A 21,451-nucleotide genomic window follows, 5' to 3' on the forward strand; every position below is an offset into this window, starting at 1 on the left:
CTCCTTCTCGATCCGGATCATCTTGGCCCGGCCGAGCTGGTTCAGCGTCACGCTCTCGAGCTTGATGCCGAGATCCTCGGAGATCACCTCACCACCCGTCAGGATGGCGATGTCCTCGAGCATCGCCTTGCGACGATCGCCGAAGCCCGGGGCCTTCACGGCCGCGATCTTCAGGCCGCCACGCAGCTTGTTGACGACGAGCGTGGCCAGGGCCTCGCCCTCGACGTCCTCGGCCACGATCACCAGCGGACGGCCGGACTGCACGACGGCTTCCAGCAGCGGCAGCATCGGCTGCAGCTGGGAGAGCTTCTTCTCGTGGATCAGGACGTAGGGGTTCTCGAGCTCGGCGATCATCTTCTCCGCATTCGTGATGAAATACGGGGACATGTATCCACGGTCGAACTGCATGCCCTCGACGACGTCGAGCTCGGTCTGGATGCTCTTGGCTTCCTCGACCGTGATGACGCCCTCGTTGCCGACCTTCTCCATCGCCCGGGCGATCATCGCGCCGATCTCGGTCTCGCCATTGGCGGAGATCGTCCCGACCTGAGCTGTCTCGGCCTCGGTGCTGATGGCCTTGCTGCGCGCGGCCAGCTCCACGCTGATGGCCAGTACGGCCGTGTCCACGCCCCGCCGCAGGTCCATCGGGTTCATTCCGGCGGCGACCGCCCTCATTCCCTCACGCACGATGGCCTGGGCCAGCACGATCGCCGTGGTGGTACCGTCTCCCGCGATGTCATTGGTCTTCGAGGCCACTTCCCGCACCATCTGGGCGCCCATGTTCTCGAACTTGTCGGCCAGCTCGATCTCCTTGGCGACGGTCACGCCGTCCTTGGTGATCCGAGGCGCGCCGAAGCTCTTGTCGAGCACGACGTTGCGGCCCTTCGGGCCCAGCGTGACCTTCACGGCGTCGGAGAGGGTATCCACGCCGCGAAGCATCCGCTTGCGTGCGTCTTCGCCGAAGCGAACGTCCTTGGCTGCCATGGTGCAGGGGATCCTGATCTGGTGGAACGGTTAGGCGTGTCCGGGAGAGCGGTCAGGCGGCCTTGGCCGTCACGGCGGAGGTCTCGACGATGCCCATGATGTCGGACTCCTTCATGATCAGGATGTCCTCGCCATCAAGGCGCACCTCGGTTCCGGACCATTTGCCAAACAGGATGCGGTCGCCGGCCTTCACGTTCAGCGTGACGATCTGGCCTTGCTCGTCACGGGCGCCGGGACCGACAGCCACGACCTCGCCCTCCTGCGGCTTCTCCTTGGCGGTGTCCGGGATGATGATGCCGCCGGACGTCTTTGCCTCAGCCTCGATGCGGCGAACGACGACACGGTCGTGAAGAGGGCGGAATTTCATCGGACGGATGCTTTCTGAGAACCAGCACCGAGCTGGCCTGCTTGCCTGGTCGGAGAGGGCCGGCCAGACGCATCTGGCTCTTGGCACTCTGCGCGAGGGAGTGCTAGCGAGATGGCGCGGCCAAGACGTACTTACAAGGTCGGTGTAGATCTGTTCCGATCAGGGTGCGCCAGCTGGTTCCGGCTACAGTTCCCAATGTGACGATGGTCTTCCGAAGCTACTCGCAGCACCCCGGGCCGGCCAAGCAGGCTCAGATGGCGCAAGCCCTGACAGGACCATCTATGCGCGGGTTCAAGAGCTTCACCTCAGCTGACCCGTTCAATCGCAATAACGACGAACTCCGCAGCCACCTCCGCCCTCACGTCCGTTACAATCAGCATGTCTCCGCCAACTGCCGTCGCGTGCTTCACCTCCGCGGAGCGGCAACTGCCCGCGCCATTCTCGCCGCAACCTAGGCCGACAGCATCAGCCGGCGTGTGACGGCAGCTCGGGCCAGAGAGCTGACAGAACCCCGCCAGCAGCGGCTGGAGCACGGCGATCGGCCCGGTGAACATGTCGAGGTGCAGCGTAAAGTGGACACCGACGGCTGGCAGGTTCTCACCGAGCCAGCGCTTGGCTGTGCCTCACGAGCGGGGCTGCTCCACCGCGCTTGCCAGTTCGCGGAGGGCCTGCACAAGCTGCCCTGGGTCAAATGGCTTGGCAATTGAGCGCCTCCATCTCGCCGCTTCCCGCCTGTGCCGGTGCTCGTAGCCGCCGTCGATGAGGATGAGCGGCAGGTCGGCTGCGGACCGCAGCACCTGCCCCGCGGCATCCCCGCCATCGGCGCTGACGCTCAGATCCTTGTCGGAGACGATTGCCGTGCAGGCGGGGGTCGAATTGGCGAGGGCGACGGCGCTGCCGGGGCAGTCGGCCTTCAGCACGTCGATGCCCGCCGCAGCGAAGGTGGTGACCAGGCGATCCGTGATGGGCAAGCCATCTTCGATGAGGACGATAACACTCATGCTTAACTCCCTCCGGGCCTCCAGAGAAGACACGGAAGCCGCGGAATTGAACGCGAGAGAAGGGACGGCTTGTCAGCCTGCGGAACCGCGGCCTTTTCGGTGAGAGATATCAGAGGCCTCGCGGCTGCATGGAACGGCGCCGGTGCATCACCAACGGAAGGCAGGCGGGCAGAAAAGGCAATCAGGATCGACGTCGGTGCGGAGCAGCTGCCGTCCGCGCAGGTGCCGCCGCAACGGCACGCGGGGCGGCCTCCGCCTCAATGGCCCGGGCGATCACGGCCCGGCGTCGCCCAGCCGCTGGACGGATCCTCCGGCTGGCCGCGTCGTGGACGTCAGGCGGCGAGCTTGCGGAGCGCCATCATCGCTGAAGCGGCAGCGGCTTGGTCGGCCATCGGCGCGGACGCCTGCTTGAACAGCTGGGCGGTGGCCGCTCCAATCTGGACGGCCTGGCCGGTAACCAGTTCCTGGGCCGTCTTGAAGTAGGAGCTCTGGATCGCAGCGGCCTCCTTCGCGGACTTCGCGAAGGTCATCGCCTTGGCGCCAGCGACGAAGCCCTCGGCCATGCTCTGGTACGTCACGAGGTAGCGCTGGCCGATGTCCTGCATTCCCGCCGTCCAGAGCTGCGCCGAGCGGGCGGCGGCCTCAAGATTAGCGCAGTTGAGTTCGGTGGCGGCCTTCGAAATGCTGGCAATCATGTCGTTCGTCTGGGGCAGGCCGCTCTGCATGAACATGGTTGGTTCCTCCATCTGCCTGCGCCGCTGGAGAGCTGACGCTCACCTTGCTGCAACGCAACATGAAGGTGTCTAGGCGCAGCGACCCAGCGTTTGCAAGAAAATTGTGCAGTGCAGCATTCGATGCGATCTCCCTCGGGCAATCCGTCGCCGTGCGGCACTTTGTCGTCCGCAGGAAGCTACCGCCTTCGCTGCTGGAACCGGAGCGCCAGTAGAAGGACATTGGGAGGCGTTGTTCTCTTATGGCCGGTTCGGGGGTCAAGCCCTCCGTTGCTCACCGCGAAGCGTTGATGGGTGGTCCTGTCGGGTCATGGTTCTCTCCGCGGTCGGCGTGAGCCGCCGCATGATGGTGTCGGAAGCCCCGGACTCGTGATGTCAGGTACGCGGTGTCGTGCTCCAGTAGGGTTAGGGCCGCAACAACGCGCACGCAGTGCCGGACCCCGTCCCGACAGGGACACCCTTCCGCCGCTGCCAGCGGATCTCGTGCCTTCTCCAGGCTCAGTTCATGCTGCGGCTGCCTCCTTGGCCGACCAGCGGAACTCGCTTCGGTCGCGCAGTATGCGATGCAGGATGACCGAGAGCTTCCGAGCTACGGCAACGGTGGCCTTCTTGGTCCCAATCCTCTTGGCCAGCCGCGTGCCCCAGGCCTTCAGCGCTGACCAGCGCGAAGCACGGTGGAGGATGATGCCCGCCGCCTCGTACAGGTAGGTGCGCAGCAGCTTGTCGCCACAGCGGGAGATATGGCCTTTGTAGTCCTCCTCGCCGGACTGGTAGCTGCACGGCGCGCCTCAGGCGCTTGAAGCGGTACGCGTAGTCTACGATGGCCAGCCCGACCAGACTCCAACAATGTGCCGCGACCAGACAGTTAAGCCGAACTAATTGGCCAGTATGGGGCAGCTAAGCTGCCACTTCTCACGTATGCGAGATACCGTACAAAGCGGACTGCATTCGCTTGTTTTGTTGCGGCGCAGCATCCACAGTCTAGCTCAGGCTTAGGGAGGATCAGCAGAAGGATGCTGCCTATGCTCGAACTGATCTCCTTGCTCGCCCTGGTCGCTCTCATTGCGGCTCACCTTAGCGTCAGGGTCACCATGCATCGCGGAAGTATTCCGAAGCTGCCGCCAAGCCCCATCGGATCGTGAGCCAGCGCCTTCATCAATGGTGAAGGCCTGAAGGGGCGGTCCTTCTGCGCTGCAACTCGCTTGGACCGCTCGCGAAGGGCGCCTGGTCAACAATGGCCGGGCGCCTTTCACTGCGATGAGTGTCGGCACTCCTGCATGGCGTTGTTGCATAAAACGCCGGGAGAGGCGCCATGGTCGAGGAAGCGACAGGGTCTGGCCGGCCGCGGCGGCGGTACCGGATGCGGAACTGGCGTGAGTACGACATGGCTCTGGTCGCGCGCGGCGACCTGGCGGTCTGGATCTCGCCCGATCTGGACTGGCACGCCGGGAAAGGAACAGGCAGGCGTGGCCGGCCGCAGGTCTTCACGGATGCGGCAATCCAAACGGCGCTGACGCTGAAGGTGCTGTACCAGCCGCCCCTACGCGCAGCCCAGGGCATGGTGGGAGGCCTGATCCGTCTGGCGGGCCTGGACTGGCGGGTACCGCGCTACAGCACGCTCTCGCGGCGGCAGAAGGACCTAGCAGGCTGCTGAAAAACACTCGCGATGTGGTGCTGGTCGTGATTCACTCGGGCTTGCTGGAGGGGGGCGGCCTGTCATGCGGGGTGCGGACGAGCAGACGGAGGGGCTGTTCAGTTACGTTAGTTGCGAGGCGCGCATTCCGGCGGGCCACCCGCTCCGGCTGATCCGGGCGGTGGTGGACGAGGCACTGGAGGCGCTGTCGGGCGAGTTTGAAGGGCTGTACGCGCGGGTGGGTCGCCCCTCGATCGCGCCGGAGAAGCTCTTACGGGCCTTGCTGCTGCAGGCTTTCTACTCCGTGCGCTCGGAGAGGCAGCTGATGGAGCAGCTGGACTACAACCTGCTGTTCCGCTGGTTCGTGGGGCTGTCGATGGATGCCCCGGTCTGGGACGCTTCGACCTTCTCCAAGAACCGCGACCGCCTGCTCGCGGGAGATGTCGCGCACGCCTTCCTCGCGGCCGTGGTGGCCCAGCCCAGGGTCAAAGCGCTGATGTCGGACGAGCACTTCTCGGTGGATGGCACCCTGATCCAGGCCTGGGCCAGTCAGAAGTCCTTCCGGCCCAAGACGGAGAGAGCCAGCGATGGGCGGGACCCGCCCATGGGCAACGGGCGCAACGCGGAGGCCGACTGGCGCGGCGAGCGGCGCAGCAACGAGACCCATGCCAGCACCACTGATCCCGATGCACGGCTCGCCCGCAAGTCGGACGGGCAGTCCAGTCTGCTGGCCTATGCCGGGCACGTGTTGATGGAAAATCGCTCCGGCCTGGTCCGCCTGGCCTGCCTGACGCGGGCCAGCGGCACCGCCGAACGCGATGCGGCCCTTGGTCTGGTCGGGCGGCTACGCCGGACGATGCGGCGGCGGATCACTCTCGGGGCCGACAAGAACTACGATGTCCGCGAGCACGTGGAAGAGCTGCGGGCACTTCGCGTCACGCCGCACATCGCCCGCAACGACCACATCACCAAGACCGGCAAGCGACGGCGCTTGGCCATCGACGGTCGCACCACGCGCCACCCGGCCTATGGCATCAGCCAAGTCATCCGAAAGCGCATCGAAGAAGTTTTCGGGTGGATCAAACAGGGTGCGGGTCTGCGTCAGACCCGACACCGCGGCCTCCACCGCGTTGCCTGCACCTTCACTCTCGCGGTGGCTGCCTACAACCTCGTCCGGCTGCCTGGCCTCCTGGCAAAGCCAGTTCCGTGAAGGAGAAGAACAACCCACTCCTGGGGCACTGGTGCATCATCCAAGCCGACCTGTGGGACAGGGACTACCTCGACCTCGTCGGACCAGCCAGTCTCACAGTCCAGGCCGACGGATCGGGCGAGATCACTTTCGGGGCCATGCAGGCCAGTCTCCGCATCGGCTACGGCCTCGACAACATCGACTTCACCTGGGAGGGCTCCGAAAGGGGACGAGGTCCAGGGTTCGGGCTACGCCGAACTCCTTGACGACGGCTCCCTTCAGATCGAGATCGAATACCAGGACGGCGACGAAGCCACCCTCAAAGCCATCCGTCCGACTTCTTCAGCAGCCTGCTAGAACGTTTTCCGTTCGCCTTGGCTCACTGCAAACGCTTCAGCACTATGTTTCAACGAGCGGATATGTCTTCGACGACGCATCCTCTTTCTAGAGGTCTCTGAGTTCAGGAAGCCGCTAGGGCAGGCTGGCGACTAGGGCTCCGGTGGCGGTGCCGCATCCCCTGACATTGGATGTGGGTGCCGCCGAAGGGAGTTGCGGGATCCGGTTTTGGAAGATCACGAACCAGGATCGCTTGGGCGTGCGGACCAGCCTTCCGTCGCTGTTCAAAGGAACGATGCTGCAGGCGACCGTGTTTTCCACGTTGCCGCCGATGACGTAGACTGCGTTGTCGGACCGTCCCGGGACATAGCTCACGTTCATCACCAAGTCGCAATGCGTCTTCGTGGCTGCGTTGCGGCCGCCGCTCCTATGCTGGGCCAGGGTGGTAATCGGCGAAGCAGTACGGTCAGCGCAGATCAGATCGCCCACCTGAGGAGTATAGTCGTTGGCTTCGTGAGCGTTAAAGATCGGCTCGCGCTGGCCCTCACGAAGAAGAAAGTTGACGTAGCTTACGTGCGCCGATCCTCGCGAGAATTCCCGCTGGTCTATGCCGCCCGTTTGCATGATGTAGGAGATAAAGGCGGCAGACCACGGGACGCAGCCCCAAAGATGGAGGTCGGCGTCCCCGCTGTCTTTTTCCGCCTGAGTACAGATCTCGTTCCCCCGCCGTCCTCCGTCGAGGACTTCTCTCTGTCGCCCGATGTAATCCGACTTGTCGCTGAAAATGGACCAGTAGGCGAGCACGTTCGAGAAAGCCCTAGGGTCGGATTCGGTCAGCACCGGACTTGCCCCGGTTCGGCTCACGAGATTTTTGTTCGGGTCAAAGGTCGGGGATCCCCACCGCTGCCACTCGATCGAAGCGTTGCTCATCACCCTTTGGCGCGTTTCGGGACCATAAGGGAAGGGATCCGAGGGTGCGCACCCTACCGCCAGCATCGCGGTGGCCGCCGCGAAAGCCATTCTGAGACGCCACATGTCTTTCTCTTTCTTCGGTTCCCCAGACGATGTCAGACTTACGATGTTAGAATCCAGCGATAAAGATTGCTTTGTCGTGGCAAAAGCCTATTCCCAGAGAGTCTCCCATCAGTCTGGGTCGTAGCTAGCCGCGGCGAAGAAGTTGGTGCACTCGACTGGTGTGAAGGTTGAGATGAGCTGACCGATAGTGTCCCAGAGGCCGTCGAGGGTGCGCTCGGCGGCTTTGCGGAGCAGCGCCTTCAGCTTGGAGAAGGCGTTCTCGATCGGATTGAAGTCGGGACTGTAGGGCGGGAGATAGAGCAGGCTCGCGCCTGCAGTCTCGATGGAAGCCCTGACGCCCGCACCCTTGTGGCTACCCAGGTTGTCCATGATGACGACGTCGCCGGGCCTCAGTTCAGGCACGAGGACCTGGTCGACATAGGCCTGGAAGGCCCGGCCGTTGATGGGACCGTCCAGCACCATCGGCGCGACGATGCCGGTGTTGCGCAATCCGGGACGAAGGTGGTGGTCTTCCAGTGCCCGTGCGGGATGCCAGCCCGCAGGCGTTCGCCCCGCGGCGCTCGTTCACGGGTGCGGGCCATGTTTGTCGAGGCCCAGGTCTCGTCGATGAAGACCAGCCGGGCGGGATCAAGGTCGAGCTGGCCCTCGAACCATGCCCAGCGACGCCTCAGGACGACGGGCCGGTCCTGCTCCGCGGCATGGGCTGACTTTTTTTCCACGTTATCCGGCGCCGGTCGAAGAAGCGCCACAGCGTGCCGATCCCGGCCGACACGCCCGCCTTGGCCAACTCGGCCCGGATCTCCTTGAGGGTGATGTCGGACGTCCTCTCGACCAAGCGCAGGATCAGCCGGGCATGCGCCTCGATCCGTGCTGTCCGACGATCCCCACCAAGCGGCCCTGGTGCGACCGAGCCCGCCTCCCGCGCCAGCGCGGCCCAACGGATCGCGCTCGAAGCGCTCACCCCGAAGCGGGCCGCCGCCGACCGGCAAGACGCACCGGCCGTGATCGATGCCACCGCCCGCTCCCGCAGATCCACTGACAGCGCCTTCGACATGCCCCCGACCTCCTCGTGAGGAACACTGAATCACCTCCCGCCAACCCCGTGGATCACAAACGATTCAGTCAGGCCGGAAAACGCTCTAACTCAACCGGCCCAAACGAGCCGGTCAGCTGCCGGCTGCGGTGGCCATGCCTATGTCCAACTGCCCCGCAAGCTCGCTCATAGCGTCCGCGCCCCAGCGCTGCCTCGAGCTCCTGCTCCGCCAGCTTCTCGATCAGGCAGCGGATCCGGCCCCTCAGCCCCGCTTCGATCGGGTCGAACCAAGCCTCTCCGGCAAACAGCGCCTGCTCCCCAGGCCCCTTGCTGCTATCCTTGTCCATGGCGTGGTCTCCGCCGGCGCGCCGACGCCGGTTATGGCTCGTTGAACAAGCCGGAGGCTACGTCCCCCAATTTCCCACCACACCTGCGACAGCACCAATGCGGGAGAACCAGAGTTCACTCAGCCGCTACAGCAAAGCCCGGAGTGCCGCGTTCGTCAGCCCTGGGTTCTGAGCGCTGCTGGAGTGAGACAGGGTCCCGAGTGTGGCGCACCGATGCGACCGGCTATCTGAGCCCCCCGGCGCGAGCGCCGCCATGACCCCGGCGCTGTACTGGCGACGAAGCCTTGTCAGTTACAAACTGCCGAAGACGAAATGGCGCGTGCAGGAGGATGAGGTCCAGCAGCGCGAGATGTCCCCAAAAGGAAGCCGTGCAGCAGGGCCCGAGCGTGCGGATCGGCATAGTTGGCAAGAAGCGCGAGCCCTGCCTCCCGCAACCCGGCCTCTAACCCTCCCACCGGGCGCATGCCGCGGGCGGTGCGCAGCGCGGCCGAGCGGGCGGCGTAATAGGCTAGGCGACACTCCGCCTCCGCGCCGAAATCCGTGGCGGGCAGGATCTCCGTCGCCAGCCCCAGCCCCTGGGCTTCCCCGGCCGAAAGGAGGCGGCCGCCGAGGCAGAGCTGTGCCGCCACCGCCTCGGGAAGCCGCTCCCGCAGCACAGCATGGACCACGCCCGGATAGAGGCCGAAGGCGATTTCCGGAAAGCCCAGGCGGAGGTCCTCGGCCGCCAGGACCAGATCCGCCTGCGCAAGGATCATACCGCCCGCGCCAAAGCAGCGGCCATGCGCGAGCACGGCGACCGGAACGGCGCAGGCGCGCATCGCCAGCATCAGCCCGGTCAGGGCATCAAGCTGTCGCCGCAGCGCATCGGGGCCCGCGGCGAATTCCCGTATATCGGCCCCGGCGGAGAAGCCTTTGGGGCCGGCGCCCCCGATCACCGCGAGATGCAGGTCGTTCCGCTCCGCGGTCCGGTGCAGCCGCGCCGCGAGGTCATCCATCATCGCGGCGGTCAGCGCGTTCACCTTCTCTGGCCGTTCGATCGTCATCCGAAGGACGCCATTCGCCTCGCACTCGGCGATGCGGCCGGCCGTCAAAGCTTCAACGACCGCGCGATCAGGTTGCGCTGGATCTCCGAGGTGCCCTCCCCGATGACATAGACCAGCGCGTCGCGATGGATGCGGCCAACAGGGTATTCCCGCATGATCCCGGCGCCTCCATGGATGCGGATGGCGGCCTCCGACACACGCACGGCGCATTCGGAGGCGACGAGCTTCACCTTGGCCGCAGTGGCCGCGTCAAGCGTGCCCTGGTCCACGCGCCAGGCGCCGTAATAGACGAGCCAGCGCGCCGCCTCGATCTCCGCAGCCATGTCCGCCAGCTTGTGCGCAATGGCCTGGAACTGGCCGATTGGTCGCCCGCGCACCTGGCGGTTGCGGGCATAGTCGAGCGCCGCTTCGAAGGCGCCCTGCGCCATACCGAGGGCATTGGCCGCCACGCCGACGCGGTTTTCCGAGAGGCTTGCCAGGATCACCGGATAGGTGCCGGTCCGCCCTCCTAGCAGAGCCTCGTCCGGCACGAAGGCATCTTCGATATGCACCAGCCCGGTATCCGACGCACGAATACCCTCCTTCTTGAGCCGGCTGACCTCGATGCCCGGGTTGGGCAACTCGACGAGGAAGAGGCTGACGGCATCGGGCGTCAACTCCGGCGCCGTGCGAGCCGCGAGGGTGAGGAAACCGGCGATTGGGGCATTGGTGATGTAGAGCTTGGAGCCCTTGAGACGCCATCCGCCCGGAACCTTCTCGGCGCGCGTCCGCATGGCGCGAATATCCGATCCGCCATCGGGCTCCGACAGAGCGAAGCCCGCGATCCTCTCGCCCTGCAGAGCCGGCTGGAAGAAGCGCGCCTTTTGCTCGGGCGTGCCCGCCTTCCAGATGGGCCAAATCGCCAGATGGCTGTGGCCGGACCAGGAGGAGGAGAAAGACTGACAGACCCGCGACATCTCCTCGCGCAGGATGCAGTCGGACACCTTGTCGAAGCCCGCCCCGCCATCCTCGGCCGGGTAGCGCACGCCGATCAGCCCCAGCTCACCGAAGCGCCGGAACAGCTCCTTCGGGAAGCGCTCCTCCTCCTCCGCCGCACGGACGAGGGGAGCCATCTCGGTCTCGGCGAAGCGGCGCACCGTGTCCCGCAGCGCTTCCTGTTCCGGGGTGAAGGAGAAATCCATGAGTTCCTCGATCCGTGAAAGGGGAAGGCGTCAGTCGCAGGGCAGCCCCATCTGCCGGGCGATGGCGCGGAGCTGGATCTCCCAGCTTCCCACCGTCACCGGCGCCACCAGCGCGTCCATGGCCATGCCCATGACCGGCAACTCGTCTGTCAGGCCCCAGCCGCCGCCAACATGCAGCGCAGTCTGCGTGACGCGCGTCACCGCCTGGGTGGCGAGCAGCTTGGCCGAGGAGACGTCGAGAATGATGTCCTCCAACGGCGCGCCGGAATCCCAGCGCGAGGCGGCGTGATAGGTCAGCTGCCGCACCGCCTCGATCTCCGCATGGGCTTGGGCGAGGCTGAAGGCGATGGACTGGTTGGCACCGATCGGGCGCCCGAATTGCATGCGCGTGCGCGCATATTCCACCGCCCAGGCCAGGGCCGTCTGCATATGGCCGAGCCAGCGCGCGGCCACCATGATCCGCTCGCGGTTGAAGCCGGCCATGATCTCGCGGAAGCCCGCATCGATCATGCGGCTCGCGGGAACGCGCACATCCTGCAGTGTGATGCGATAGGTCGGCGCCGGCCGGTTCACATAGGTGCCGATCTGTAACGCGTGCAGGCCGGCGCTCGCGCGGTCCACAGCGAAGAAGCGCATGCCACGCCGCCCCTGCGCGGGATCGGTCTGGGCGAGCAGCACCAGCACATCGGCCTCGCCGCCAAGGGTGATGAAGGACTTCATCCCCGACAGCACCCAATCGCCACCCCGCCGGGTGGCCTGGGTGCGGATGTTCTGCACGTCGTTGCCCGCCTCGGGCTCCGTCACCGCGATGGCGAGCAGGCAATCTCCGGCGATATTTGCGCGGGCCATGTCCAGTTGCTCACCACGGCCGAATTCGGCGAGGAGTCCGCCCGCGATCTCCTGCACCAGCAGAGCGACGGCCAGATTCGGATTCGCTTTCGCCGTCTCCTCCAGGAGGATGGCCTCCTCCGTGGCCCCGAGATCGGCGCCGCCGACCGTCTCGGGCGAGGCCACGCCGATCAGCCCGGCCGCGGCCGCGGCGTGGTAGAAATCGCGTGGGAAGGCACGGTCGCGGTCCGCGGCCTTCCAGCGCGGTACGATCTCCTTCCGGGCGAAGGTAGCGCAGAGCCCGCGGAACTCCGCCGCGATAATCGAGTTGCCTGGCCGTCTGCGCGAAGCTTCGCTCATGGGCTCCGCTCCCTCCTTACCGTGTCCTTCGGTATTCTTGATGCGGAATTTTATTCTCGCTAGAAGAGGCTATGAGGGCTGTCTTGGCCTGTCAAACATATCGGCATGGAACACCCCGCCCGGATGGTCCGGTAGGGAAGGAGGCGGATCTGCGCTGGATTCCCGGGTCAGCCCGGGAAGTTAGGCGCGCGACGCCGCGAGGGCTCAGTCTCCTGGGCGATCTCGCCGGCGATCGCCACGCTCAGGGCCGCCGCGCAATCCCTCACCCCCGCAGCGAGCCCGGCGAGGCTGACGGGCGAGAACTGCCCGCTAAAGCCGATTGCGCTGACCGCCATGACGGGCCTGCCCCCGTCACCGAAGACCGGGGCGGCGACGGTGGTCACACCGCGCACATAGCGGTCGGCGTCAATGGCATAGCCGGAACTTCGCGCCGCGCTGACCTCCTCCAGCCAGACCTCGAAGGAGGGCGGGTCCTGCCAGCGCAGCGTGGCGAAGACCTTGCGGAGTTCCGCCTCGGGTCGCCGGTCGTGCGCCGCCATGCAGCGGCCGAAGGCGCCGATCAGCATGGGCAGGCGCTGGCCGAGATTCATGTGCACGCGGATCGCCGCGTCGTTGTCGGCCCGCTCCACCAGCACCATCCGATCCTCCCCGGTCCGCTGCCAGAGGGTCATCGTCACGCTGAAGCGGGCGGCGAGCGTGTCCAGATGCGGCCGGGCGAGGCGAGCGAAGCTGGCCTTCTCTAGCGAGCCCTTCGCGATCTCCACGAATCCCAGGCCGATTGCATAGGTCTTGCGGACAGGGTCGAAGGTCACGATCCGCTCGTGAACCAGCGTCCTCAGAATATTGAAGCAGGTACTCGGGTTCAGGTCGGTTTCCCGCGCCACCTGGTTCACGCCCAGCGGCGCCCTGGCACGCGCCAGGTGCCGCACGACCTTGAAGCCACTGACCACCGCGCCAACCAGCTTGCCGGGAACGGCCTCGTCCATCCTCATCGAAGCCTTACATCTATTCTCCTGCGAGAATAGAAACCCCTAGCGCGCTGTCAATCGCCGCCGGGCGGATTCGGTGTTCCCTCCTGCCGGGCGAAGGACGCTTCGAGGAAGTCCAAGAAAACCCGTACACGCTGCGCGAGGTGGCGCCGGCTCTGGTATACGGCATGGACCGTGTCCGCCATATGGCGCTCATGCTCCGGGAAGAGCCGGATCAGGCGGCCGCTGATCAGGTCCTGCCGGACCTGGAAGTCGGCCAGCCGGGCGATGCCTGTCCCGGCGCGGGCGAGGGCCATGAGCATCTCGCCCTGATTGGCGGTGACGCTGCCATCCGCCCGGATGCGATGGACGGAGCGGTCGAAGTCCCGGAAGGTCCAGGTGCTCCAGGGCATCCGCTTGTTGAAGTTCAGGCACTCGTGCTCCGACAGGTCGGAAGGGCTGGAAGGTGTGCCGTGTGCCGCCAGATAGGAAGGCGCGGCGCAGATTACCCAGCGCATCTCCATCACCGGCCTGGCGACGAGCGAGGAGTCCGGCAGCTCGCCGATGGAGATAGCCACGTCCACCCCGCCCTCCAGCAGGTTTCCGGGCTCGTTGCCGAGCATGAATTCGAGCCGCAGCGCCGGATGCTGCCCGCGGAAGGCAGGCACGAGCGGCGCGAGGCAGTGGATGGCGAAGGTCGGCACGGAGCGGATGCGCAGCACGTCCCGCACGCGCAGGCTGGCGAGGGACAGCGCCTCCGCCTCCTCCGCCGCCGCGATCGCCTGGCGAGCGGCGGGGTAGAAGGCCTCGCCTTCCGGCGTCAGGGCCAGGCTCCGCAGGGAGCGGTTGAACAGGGCCACGCCCAGCCGGTTCTCCAGCCGCGCGATGGCCTTGCTGATGGCGGAGGGCGAGAGGGACAGCGAGCGCCCGGCCGCGGAGAAGCCGCCGTCCTCGACCGCCCGCACGAAAACCTGCATGTCCCTCAGACGGTCCACCTGTCCCCCCTGTGAAAGGCGTTCACCTCAGCTTGTCACCATTGGAAATTGCCGGGCCGTGGGCAAGACCGTAGCGTGCCCGCAAGCGCCCGGCCCCACGGGGCCGGGCAAGAATGAATGAATGGGAGCGACACGGATGCCCAAGCTGCAGGCCGCCTCGGAACAGCTCGACGCCCTGGTGATCGGGGCAGGGTTTGCGGGGCTCTACCAGCTCCATACGCTTCGGGACAAACTCGGCATGCGCGTGCGGGTGCTCGAGGCGGGCAGCGGCGTCGGCGGCACCTGGTACTGGAACCGCTATCCCGGCGCGCGCTGCGATTCCGAGAGCTACTACTACTCCTTTTCCTTCTCCGACGAGTTGCAGCAGGAATGGGGCTGGAGCGAGCGCTATCCCGAGCATGGGGAGATCCGCCGCTACCTGAATTTCGTCGCCAACAAGTTCGACCTGCGCCGGGACATCCGATTCGACACGCGCGTCGCCCGCGCCGCCTTCGACGACGCCGCCAATCTCTGGCATGTCGAAACCGAGGACGGGCAGCGCCTGTCCGCGCGCTTTCTCATCACCGCGGTGGGCTGCCTCTCCTCGGCCAATATCCCGAAGATCCCGGGCCTGGAGAGCTTCCAGGGCGAATGGTACCACACCGGACGCTGGCCGCATGAGCCCGTGGACTTCACGGGCAAGCGCGTCGGACTGATCGGCACAGGTTCCACGGGCATCCAGGCCACGCCGGTCATCGCGGAGCAGGCAGCCCATCTCACAGTGTTCCAGCGCACCGCCAATTACAGCATCCCCGCGCGGAACGGCCCCGTGCCGGAGGAAGAGCAGCGCGCGATCAAGGCGGATTACGCCGCCATCCGCGAACTGGGGCGCAAGTCCCAGAACGGGCACCCCTTCTTGGTAGCGCCGGAATCCGCGCTGGAGGTGCCGCCGGAGGAGCGGCTGGCCCGCTACGAGGCGGCCTGGGAGCGCGGCGGGCTGCGCTTCCGCGCGGCCTTCCGGGACCTGCTGGTCAACAAGGCGGCAAATGACACCGCATCGGATTTCATCCGCGCGAAGATCCGCAGCATCGTCAAGGATCCGGTCACGGCGGAGAAGCTGACGCCGAAGGACCATCCCTTCGCCACCAAGCGCCCACCGATCGACAGCAACTATTTCGAGACCTTCAACCGGGACAACGTGTCGCTGGTTGACATCAAGGCTTCGCCTATCGTCGAGATCACGCCGGCCGGCATCCGCACGCAGGATGCCGAGTACGAGCTGGACATGATCGTCTTCGCCACCGGCTTCGACGCCATGACCGGCCCGCTGCTGTCCATCGACATCCGCGGGCAGGACGGGCTCACGCTCAAGGAATCCTGGGCCGCGGGACCGCGCACCTATCTTGGCCTGCAGGTCGCGGGCTTTCCCAACATGTTCACCATCACAGGCCCCGGCAGCCCCTCGGTGCTGACCAACATGCCGGTTGCCATCGAGCAGCATGTGGACTGGATCACGCGCTGCATCCGGGACATGCGGGACCAGGGGCTGACCCGCATCGAGGCCGATCCGGCGGCGGTGGAGCGCTGGGTCGCGCATGCCAATGACGCGGCGAATGCGACACTGCTGCCGCAGGCCAACAGCTCCTGGTATCTGGGAGCCAACGTGCCGGGGAAGCCGCGGGTCTTCATGCCCTATGCCGGGGGCATGGCGAACTATGCCGCGATTTGCGAGCAGGTCACCGCCAAGGGCTATGAAGGCTTCGTCCTGAGCGCCCCCGAGCGTGCCGGACAGGAGACGGACCAAGGCGCCATGGCGGGCTAGCACCCGATGCAGGCAGTCCACCCCGACGCACTGCGGCTGCTGGACCAGATCCGGGCGGCCGGCAGCCCGACCTATGAAAGCCTGCCGCCCGCCGAGGCGCGGCTGGCCCATGCGGCGCGCGGGCGGGCGCTGCAATCCGAGCCCGATCCCATGGCGGGAATCCGGGAGATGGAGGCCAGGGACGGCGAATTCCGCGTGCCGGTCCGCCTCTACCGCCCTGCGGCAGCGGCACCGGGCGCGCTCATGCCCTGCCTCCTCTTCCTGCATGGCGGCGGCTGGGTTCTGGGCAGCCTGGAGACGCATGACTGGGTCTGCCGCCGGCTGGCGCGGGAGAGCGGCGGATGCGTGCTTTCCGTCGATTACCGGCTGGCGCCGGAGCACCCCTTTCCCGCTGCGGTGGACGACGCCCTGGCCGCACTGCGCTGGCTGGCGCGGGAGGCTGGGGCGCTCGGCATCGATCCGGCGCGCATCGCCCTGGGGGGCGACAGCGCCGGGGGCAATCTCGCGGCCGTGCTGGCGCTGATGGGGCGGGACGGCATGGCCCCGCCTAGCATCTTCCAGGCCCTGCTCTACCCGGCGGTGGACCTGGACGTGGTGGAGGGCGGATATGGCCCGCGCACCCCCGGCATGGTCCTGACAGCCGAGACGATGCACTACTTCATCGGCCACTACCTGCCCGATCCCGCCATGCGGTCCGACTGGCGAGCCTCCCCGCTCCGGGCGCCCAGCCTGCGCGACACGCCGCCGGCGCTGGTGCTGACCTGCGGGCATGATCCCCTAGCCCGCGAGGGGCGGCTCTATGCCGAGCGGCTGAAGCGGGAGGGGGTGCGCGTGACAGCGTTGCACGTGTCAGACCTGCCCCATGCCGTGCTGACCATGGACAAGGCAATCGGGCCGGCGGCGGCGCTGCTGAATTTCGTGGCGGCGATGCTGCGGGATGCCTGGCGCTGATGCCTATCCGGAAGGCGACCTGACCGCCAGTTCCTCACGCAGAACGCGCTTGAGCACCTTGCCCGAGGGGTTCCGGGGCAGCGCTTCCATCACCACTAGGTCGCGCGGCACCTTGAAGCCGGCCAAGTGGCCGCGGCAATGGCGCTGCAGCGTTGGCAGGTCTAGCGCCGCGTCCTCGCGCAGGACGACAACGGCCACGGGCTTTTCGCCCCATTGCGGATCGGGCAGGCCGATCACGGCCACCTCGTTCACCTCGGGCAGGGCATAGACCACGCGCTCGATCTCGGAGCTGGCGATGTTCTCCCCGCCGGAGATGATAAGGTCCTTCCTCCGGTCGGTCAGGAAGAGGAAGCCATCGGCATCGAGATAGCCGACATCGCCGCTCCGGAACCAACCTTCCGGATGGAAGCTCGCCGCCGTCTTCTGGGGATCCTTCCAGTACCCCTTGAACACTTTGGGGCCGCGCAGGCACACCTCGCCCTCCTGCCCCGCCGGCAGGACATGACCGGCATCGTCGCGAATAGTGATCTCCACATGTGGTGTCGCACGGCCGGTGGAACCGATCTTCGCGATCTCGAAGCCTGCCTCCATCATCGTGTCGCCGGAGCAGGTCTCGGTCAAGCCATAGGCATCCACGTAGCGGCCCGAAGGAAAGAGGTTGCGGAAGGCGCGGATGCGGCTCTCCGGCGTCCGCTCGCCGCCACCGATCACCCAGCGCAGGGAGGACAGATCTAACCCCTCGGGATTCCCGTACTCTAGCGTGCGCGACAGCATGACGGGGGCGAGCCAGGCACCGGTCAGCCGCTCCCCGGCGATCGCGCGGACCACCGCCGCCGCATCAAAATCACGGAGGATACAGAGCGAACCCCCTACCCAGAGGACGGCCATGCCCGGCAGGTCGAACGCACCCACATGGTAGAGCGGGCCGGTCACGAGCAGCCGGTCCTGCGCCGACAGGCCGAGCGCCACCACATGCTCCATGCATTTCCAGTAGAAGTTGCCGTAGCTGTGCATCACCCCCTTCGGCCGGTCAGTGGTGCCGGAGGTGTACATCAGGCGGAACAGATCCTCCTCCGTCCGCCGCACCGGCAGCGGCAGTGGGCCGGGCGGCGCAAGGCGCGAGGGGTCAGATTGAGCCTCCTGGTCCAGCAGCAGCACCGAGGGAAGGCCCGAAACGACTGGCAGGAATTCCTCATCCGCCACCAAGAAGCGGACCTCCGCATTCGCCACGATATAGGCGACCTCATCAGCCGCCAGACGGAAATTAACGGGCAGAAAGACGGCACCGAGGCGGCTGACCGCGATCGCTAACTCCACGAAGGCGATGGAGTTCTTCATGAAGGCCGCGACCACGTCGCCGACGCCGATTCCGCGGGCGGCGAGCAGCCCCGCGAGCCGGCCGGTGCGCTCCTCCAGCGCGGCATAGGTGATGCGCTGGCCCCGATAGAGGATCGCCAGCGCATCCGGCGTACGTCGCGCGTGGAAACCGACGAACGCGGAGAGGTTCTGCATGGCGGAGCCCTCCTTTAGTAGCTGCGCGGCATGCCCAGGTCGTGCTGGGCGATGAAGTTCAGCACCATCTCCTCGGAAACCGGGGCAAAGCGGAACAGGCGCGCATCGCGCCACAGGCGCTCCGCATGGAACTCCTTGGCATAGCCCATGCCGCCCATGGTCTGCATGGCACGCTCCGTCGCCTGCGCCGCCGCCTGGGCGGCCAGCAACTTCGCCCGGTTAGCCTCGGCGCCATAGGGCTGGCCGAGGTCGCAGAGCACGGCGGCCTTGTGGTTCATCAGCCGAGCGCATTCGGAGGTCGCATGTGCCTGGGCGAGCGGGAACTGGATGCCCTGATAGCTGCCAATCGGCCGCCCGCCGAAGACCTTGCGCTCGGCGCCGTAGTTCACGGCCAGACGCAGGGCGAGATCGACCGTGCCGGTCAGCCCCGCCGTGGTCACGATGCGTTCGGTGTTCAGCACTTCCAGCAGCCCAGCCCAGCCCTGGTGCTCCTCGCCCAGCAGCTCGTCCGCATGGACGCGCACGTCGTCGAAGAAGACCGAGGAGGACGGCAGGGTGTTGGTGCCGAGCTTGTCGATGGGGGTGTGCGACAGTCCTTCCCGCTCCACATCGATCAGGAAAAGGGAGATGCCCTCTGTCTTGCGCCGCACCTCCTCGACCTTCCTGGTGCGCGCAACGACGAGCATCTTCCTTGCCTGCGGCACGGCGGTGATCCAAACTTTCCGGCCGGAAAGACGCCAGCCATTGCCGTCCCGCCGGGCGAAGCTGCGGATCTCCAGGCTGTTCGTGCCGGCGTCGGGCTCGGTCAATGCCATGCAGAAGGTGATGTCGCCACTGGCCAAGCGGGGCAGCAGCTCGCGCCTCTGCTCCTCCGTGCCGCAGAGCGCGATGCTGACGCCGCCGAAGATCGGGTTGAGCATAAACATCTGCGCGAGCGTCGCCCCGGCGCCCGCGGCGGTCAGCGCCTCAATCGCCAGCGCCATCTCGAGCATGCCGAGGCCGGATCCCCCATGCTCCTCCGGCAACGCGATGCCGCAGAGCCCGGCCTCGCAGATCGCCTTCCACGCCTCCGCGGGATAGGCCTTCCGCGCATCCAGGTCGCGCCAGTATTCGGGGCCGAAGCGCTCGCCCACCTTGCGCGCGGTTTCCACCAGCATCCGCTGCTCGTCCGAAAGCTGGAAATCCATGATCAGTTCGTTCCCTCGATAGGGGTTCGCAGAAGGCGGAGCGGTTGCTCGAGACAGGCCACGATGCGGGCGAGGAAGCCTGCCGCGGCGGCCCCATCCACCACGCGATGATCGGCCGCCAGAACCAGGGTCAGCTCCCGCCGGAGCGCGGGGCGCCCTTCCGCATCGGGGCGGAACAGCTCCTCCGTCGCACCGACGCCGAGGATCATGGACTGGCCGGGATTGACGATGGGGACGAGAAAGCGCGCGCCATGCATGCCCACATTCGAGACGGTGATGGCGCCACCGCTCATCTCGTCACGCGCAAGCCTTCCATCCCGCGCCCGCTCCACCAGCGCCCCCATCCGCGCGGCGACGACATCCAGCGGGCAGCACCCGGCCTCCGCCAGCACGGGGGCGAAGAGGCCGCGCGGCGTGTCGATGGCCACCCCGACATCCGGGCTGGAAAGCTGGAGCCAGGCATCCTCGGCCCAGACCCGGTTCAGCGCGGGCTCCTCGAGCAGGGCCCGGCCGGTGGCGGCGACGATGGCGTGGGTGACGGTCAGCCGCGCCGCGCCCGGATGGGCATTCAGCTCATCGCGCAGAACCATCAGGCGCGAGATTTCGGCGGCCGCGCCGACATAGAAATGCGGGATGTCCCGCTTGGCCTGCGCAAGACGGCGCGCGGATGTCAGGCGCACGCGGTCGAGCGGCACGGCACGGCCTGCAGGTGCAGGTGCAGGAACGGCCGGCGGGGTGGCAAGTGCCTTGGCCACGTCGGCAGCCTTGATGCGGTTGCGCGGCCCGGTGCCGCGCACCGTCGCCAGCTCCAGCCCGGCCCCACGCGCCATGCGACGGGCCAAGGGCGTGGCCAGGATGCGCGGGACAGAGACAGCTGACCGAGGCGGCTCGGGGGCCGCCGCCTCGCATTCCCCCGCACCTGCCTCCTGGCCTCCTCCCGTCCAGCGTGCCACGGTCGTGCCGACGGGCACCGTCTCGCCCTCGCCCACCAGCCTCTCACGGATCTCGCCGCTGCCCGTGGCCTCGATCTCGGTTGCGATCTTGTCGGTCTCGACTACGAAGAGAACATCGCCCTTCCGCACGCCGTCGCCGGGCTTCACGCGCCATTCGGCCAGCAGCCCTTCCGTCATGGTCAGGCCGAGTTTGGGCATGAGGATGTCGGAGAGGGTCGACATGGCGTCAGCGCCCACGGAAGCTCGCCGGGCGCTTCTCGGCGAAGGCGCGGCAGCCCTCATGGGCGTCGGCGCTGTCGAGCACGAGGCCGATCATGGCCTGCTCATGCGCCAGAGCCTGCGGCAGCGGCATCTCCGCACCATCGCGCAGCGTGCGCTTCAGCAGCTTCAGCACCAGCGGGGATTTGGCGGCGACACGCTCGGCCAGCGCCATCGCCTCCTTCAGCAGCTCGGCCCTGGGCACGGCCCGGTTTGCCAGGCCCAGCGTCACCGCCTCCGCGGCGGTGATCTGGTCGCCGGTGAACATCAACTCCCGCGCGCGGCAGGGCGCGACCTGCCGCATCAGGCGCTGGCTGCCGCCGGCGCCGGGGAAGAGGCCGAGATTGATCTCCGGCAGGCCCAGCCGGGCCGTCTCCGCCAGAAGGCGGATATCCGTGCAGAGCAGCAGCTCAGTGCCGCCGCCAAGCGCGAAGCCGTTCACCGCGGCGATGGTCGGCTTGTCGCAGCGCTCCACGCGGTTAAACGCGCGGTGTAGCGCCTCGCCCAACTCCAGGTAATGCGGCAGGCCCTGGCGGCTCTCCAGGTCGCGGATGTCGCCGCCGGCCACGAAGGCCTTCTCGCCCGCGCCGGTGATGACGATGACATGCACCGATGGATCCGCCTCGGCGGCCATGAACTCGGCTTCGAAGGCATCCAGCGTGGCCAGGTCCAGCGCGTTCAGCGCGGCGGGCCGATTGATCGTCAGCAGCGCCACGGCGCCTCGGGTCTCGGACAGGATAAGGGGCTCGGCCATGCTC

Annotated in this window: 20 protein-coding genes and 3 pseudogenes; 5 read left to right on the top strand and 18 right to left on the bottom strand. The window is 66.9% G+C overall.

Annotation, left to right across the window (positions count from 1 at the left end; translation table 11 throughout):
- The 6 genes and pseudogenes from groEL to ACO1BU_RS25375 all read right to left on the bottom strand — a co-directional run.
- Positions 1 to 984, bottom strand: a 984-nt coding sequence (gene groEL / locus ACO1BU_RS25350) for a chaperonin GroEL (protein ID WP_424138762.1), incomplete at its 3' end; no start/stop codon positions are given.
- Positions 985 to 1,036: 52 nt separating this feature from the next.
- Entirely contained in the window at positions 1,037 to 1,351 is a 315-nt protein-coding gene (groES, locus tag ACO1BU_RS25355; RefSeq protein WP_424138763.1) for a co-chaperone GroES, read from the bottom strand.
- 305 nt (positions 1,352 to 1,656) lie between these two features.
- On the bottom strand, positions 1,657 to 1,905 hold the full coding sequence (locus tag ACO1BU_RS25360) for a hypothetical protein (RefSeq protein WP_424138764.1): 249 nt from the start codon (positions 1,903 to 1,905) through the stop codon (positions 1,657 to 1,659).
- Positions 1,906 to 1,974: 69 nt separating this feature from the next.
- Complete coding sequence (locus ACO1BU_RS25365) at positions 1,975 to 2,352, bottom strand: DNA-binding transcriptional response regulator (protein WP_424138765.1); 378 nt, start codon at positions 2,350 to 2,352, stop codon at positions 1,975 to 1,977.
- A 332-nt stretch (positions 2,353 to 2,684) separates the two neighbouring features.
- Positions 2,685 to 3,083, bottom strand: coding sequence for a phasin family protein (locus ACO1BU_RS25370; protein WP_424138766.1), 399 nt, complete (start codon positions 3,081 to 3,083; stop codon positions 2,685 to 2,687).
- 503 nt (positions 3,084 to 3,586) lie between these two features.
- Positions 3,587 to 3,856 (bottom strand): annotated as a pseudogene (locus ACO1BU_RS25375) (transposase); the annotation flags it as partial.
- Positions 3,857 to 4,395: 539 nt separating this feature from the next.
- Here ACO1BU_RS25375 and ACO1BU_RS25380 point away from each other — a divergent pair.
- The 3 genes from ACO1BU_RS25380 to ACO1BU_RS25390 all read left to right on the top strand — a co-directional run bounded on the left by ACO1BU_RS25380 (position 4,396) and on the right by ACO1BU_RS25390 (position 6,171).
- Complete coding sequence (locus ACO1BU_RS25380; protein ID WP_424138767.1) at positions 4,396 to 4,737, top strand: transposase; 342 nt, start codon at positions 4,396 to 4,398, stop codon at positions 4,735 to 4,737.
- 64 nt (positions 4,738 to 4,801) lie between these two features.
- On the top strand, positions 4,802 to 5,926 hold the full coding sequence (locus ACO1BU_RS25385) for an IS5 family transposase (protein ID WP_424138768.1): 1,125 nt from the start codon (positions 4,802 to 4,804) through the stop codon (positions 5,924 to 5,926).
- Positions 5,923 to 6,171 carry a hypothetical protein gene (locus ACO1BU_RS25390; RefSeq protein ID WP_424138769.1) on the top strand — a complete coding sequence of 83 codons (249 nt, stop codon included), beginning with the start codon at positions 5,923 to 5,925 and terminating at the stop codon, positions 6,169 to 6,171. The genes ACO1BU_RS25385 and ACO1BU_RS25390 overlap by 4 nt, the downstream gene beginning before the upstream one ends.
- 205 nt (positions 6,172 to 6,376) lie before the next feature.
- On the opposite strand, the gene ACO1BU_RS25395 is transcribed toward ACO1BU_RS25390, so the two are convergent.
- The 8 genes and pseudogenes from ACO1BU_RS25395 to ACO1BU_RS25430 all read right to left on the bottom strand — a co-directional run bounded on the left by ACO1BU_RS25395 (position 6,377) and on the right by ACO1BU_RS25430 (position 14,031).
- On the bottom strand, positions 6,377 to 7,171 hold the full coding sequence (locus ACO1BU_RS25395) for a DUF2272 domain-containing protein (protein ID WP_424138770.1): 795 nt from the start codon (positions 7,169 to 7,171) through the stop codon (positions 6,377 to 6,379).
- 213 nt (positions 7,172 to 7,384) lie between these two features.
- A pseudogene (locus tag ACO1BU_RS25400) lies at positions 7,385 to 8,330 on the bottom strand (IS630 family transposase).
- Positions 8,331 to 8,404: 74 nt separating this feature from the next.
- Positions 8,405 to 8,656: pseudogene (locus tag ACO1BU_RS25405) on the bottom strand (transposase); the annotation flags it as partial.
- Between the two features lie 287 nt (positions 8,657 to 8,943).
- Entirely contained in the window at positions 8,944 to 9,747 is an 804-nt protein-coding gene (locus ACO1BU_RS25410) for an enoyl-CoA hydratase/isomerase family protein (protein ID WP_424138771.1), read from the bottom strand.
- Positions 9,744 to 10,880, bottom strand: a complete 1,137-nt coding sequence (locus ACO1BU_RS25415) for an acyl-CoA dehydrogenase family protein (RefSeq protein WP_424138772.1) — start codon at positions 10,878 to 10,880, stop codon at positions 9,744 to 9,746. Before ACO1BU_RS25415 ends, ACO1BU_RS25410 begins: the two co-directional genes overlap by 4 nt.
- Positions 10,881 to 10,910: 30 nt before the next feature.
- The gene (locus ACO1BU_RS25420; protein WP_424138773.1) at positions 10,911 to 12,068 is read right to left on the bottom strand and encodes an acyl-CoA dehydrogenase family protein; all 1,158 of its coding nucleotides are present in this window, start codon (positions 12,066 to 12,068) and stop codon (positions 10,911 to 10,913) included.
- 167 nt (positions 12,069 to 12,235) lie between these two features.
- Positions 12,236 to 13,054, bottom strand: a complete 819-nt coding sequence (locus tag ACO1BU_RS25425; RefSeq protein WP_424138774.1) for an IclR family transcriptional regulator — start codon at positions 13,052 to 13,054, stop codon at positions 12,236 to 12,238.
- A 56-nt stretch (positions 13,055 to 13,110) separates the two neighbouring features.
- Positions 13,111 to 14,031, bottom strand: a complete 921-nt coding sequence (locus ACO1BU_RS25430) for a LysR family transcriptional regulator (RefSeq protein WP_424138775.1) — start codon at positions 14,029 to 14,031, stop codon at positions 13,111 to 13,113.
- A 136-nt stretch (positions 14,032 to 14,167) separates the two neighbouring features.
- Here ACO1BU_RS25430 and ACO1BU_RS25435 point away from each other — a divergent pair, with 136 nt between their 5' ends.
- A complete protein-coding gene (locus ACO1BU_RS25435; protein ID WP_424138776.1) occupies positions 14,168 to 15,832 on the top strand; it encodes a flavin-containing monooxygenase in 1,665 nt (554 codons plus the stop codon).
- Positions 15,833 to 15,838: 6 nt separating this feature from the next.
- Positions 15,839 to 16,783, top strand: coding sequence for an alpha/beta hydrolase (locus tag ACO1BU_RS25440; RefSeq protein ID WP_424138777.1), 945 nt, complete (start codon positions 15,839 to 15,841; stop codon positions 16,781 to 16,783).
- 3 nt (positions 16,784 to 16,786) lie between these two features.
- Here ACO1BU_RS25440 and ACO1BU_RS25445 read toward each other — a convergent pair whose 3' ends face one another.
- The 4 genes from ACO1BU_RS25445 to ACO1BU_RS25460 are packed head-to-tail and all read right to left on the bottom strand — an operon-like array spanning position 16,787 to position 21,447.
- A complete protein-coding gene (locus ACO1BU_RS25445; RefSeq protein WP_424138778.1) occupies positions 16,787 to 18,295 on the bottom strand; it encodes an AMP-binding protein in 1,509 nt (502 codons plus the stop codon).
- 14 nt (positions 18,296 to 18,309) lie between these two features.
- Complete coding sequence (locus ACO1BU_RS25450) at positions 18,310 to 19,482, bottom strand: acyl-CoA dehydrogenase family protein (RefSeq protein WP_424138779.1); 1,173 nt, start codon at positions 19,480 to 19,482, stop codon at positions 18,310 to 18,312.
- Between the two features lie 2 nt (positions 19,483 to 19,484).
- Positions 19,485 to 20,657, bottom strand: a complete 1,173-nt coding sequence (locus ACO1BU_RS25455) for a dihydrolipoamide acetyltransferase family protein (protein ID WP_424138780.1) — start codon at positions 20,655 to 20,657, stop codon at positions 19,485 to 19,487.
- A 4-nt stretch (positions 20,658 to 20,661) separates the two neighbouring features.
- Complete coding sequence (locus ACO1BU_RS25460) at positions 20,662 to 21,447, bottom strand: enoyl-CoA hydratase/isomerase family protein (protein WP_424138781.1); 786 nt, start codon at positions 21,445 to 21,447, stop codon at positions 20,662 to 20,664.
- Between the last annotated feature and the right edge of the window lie 4 nt (positions 21,448 to 21,451).

Origin of the sequence: Roseomonas chloroacetimidivorans, assembly GCF_049629625.1 — a bacterium.
Taxonomy (GTDB): Bacteria; Pseudomonadota; Alphaproteobacteria; order Acetobacterales; family Acetobacteraceae; genus Roseomonas; species Roseomonas chloroacetimidivorans.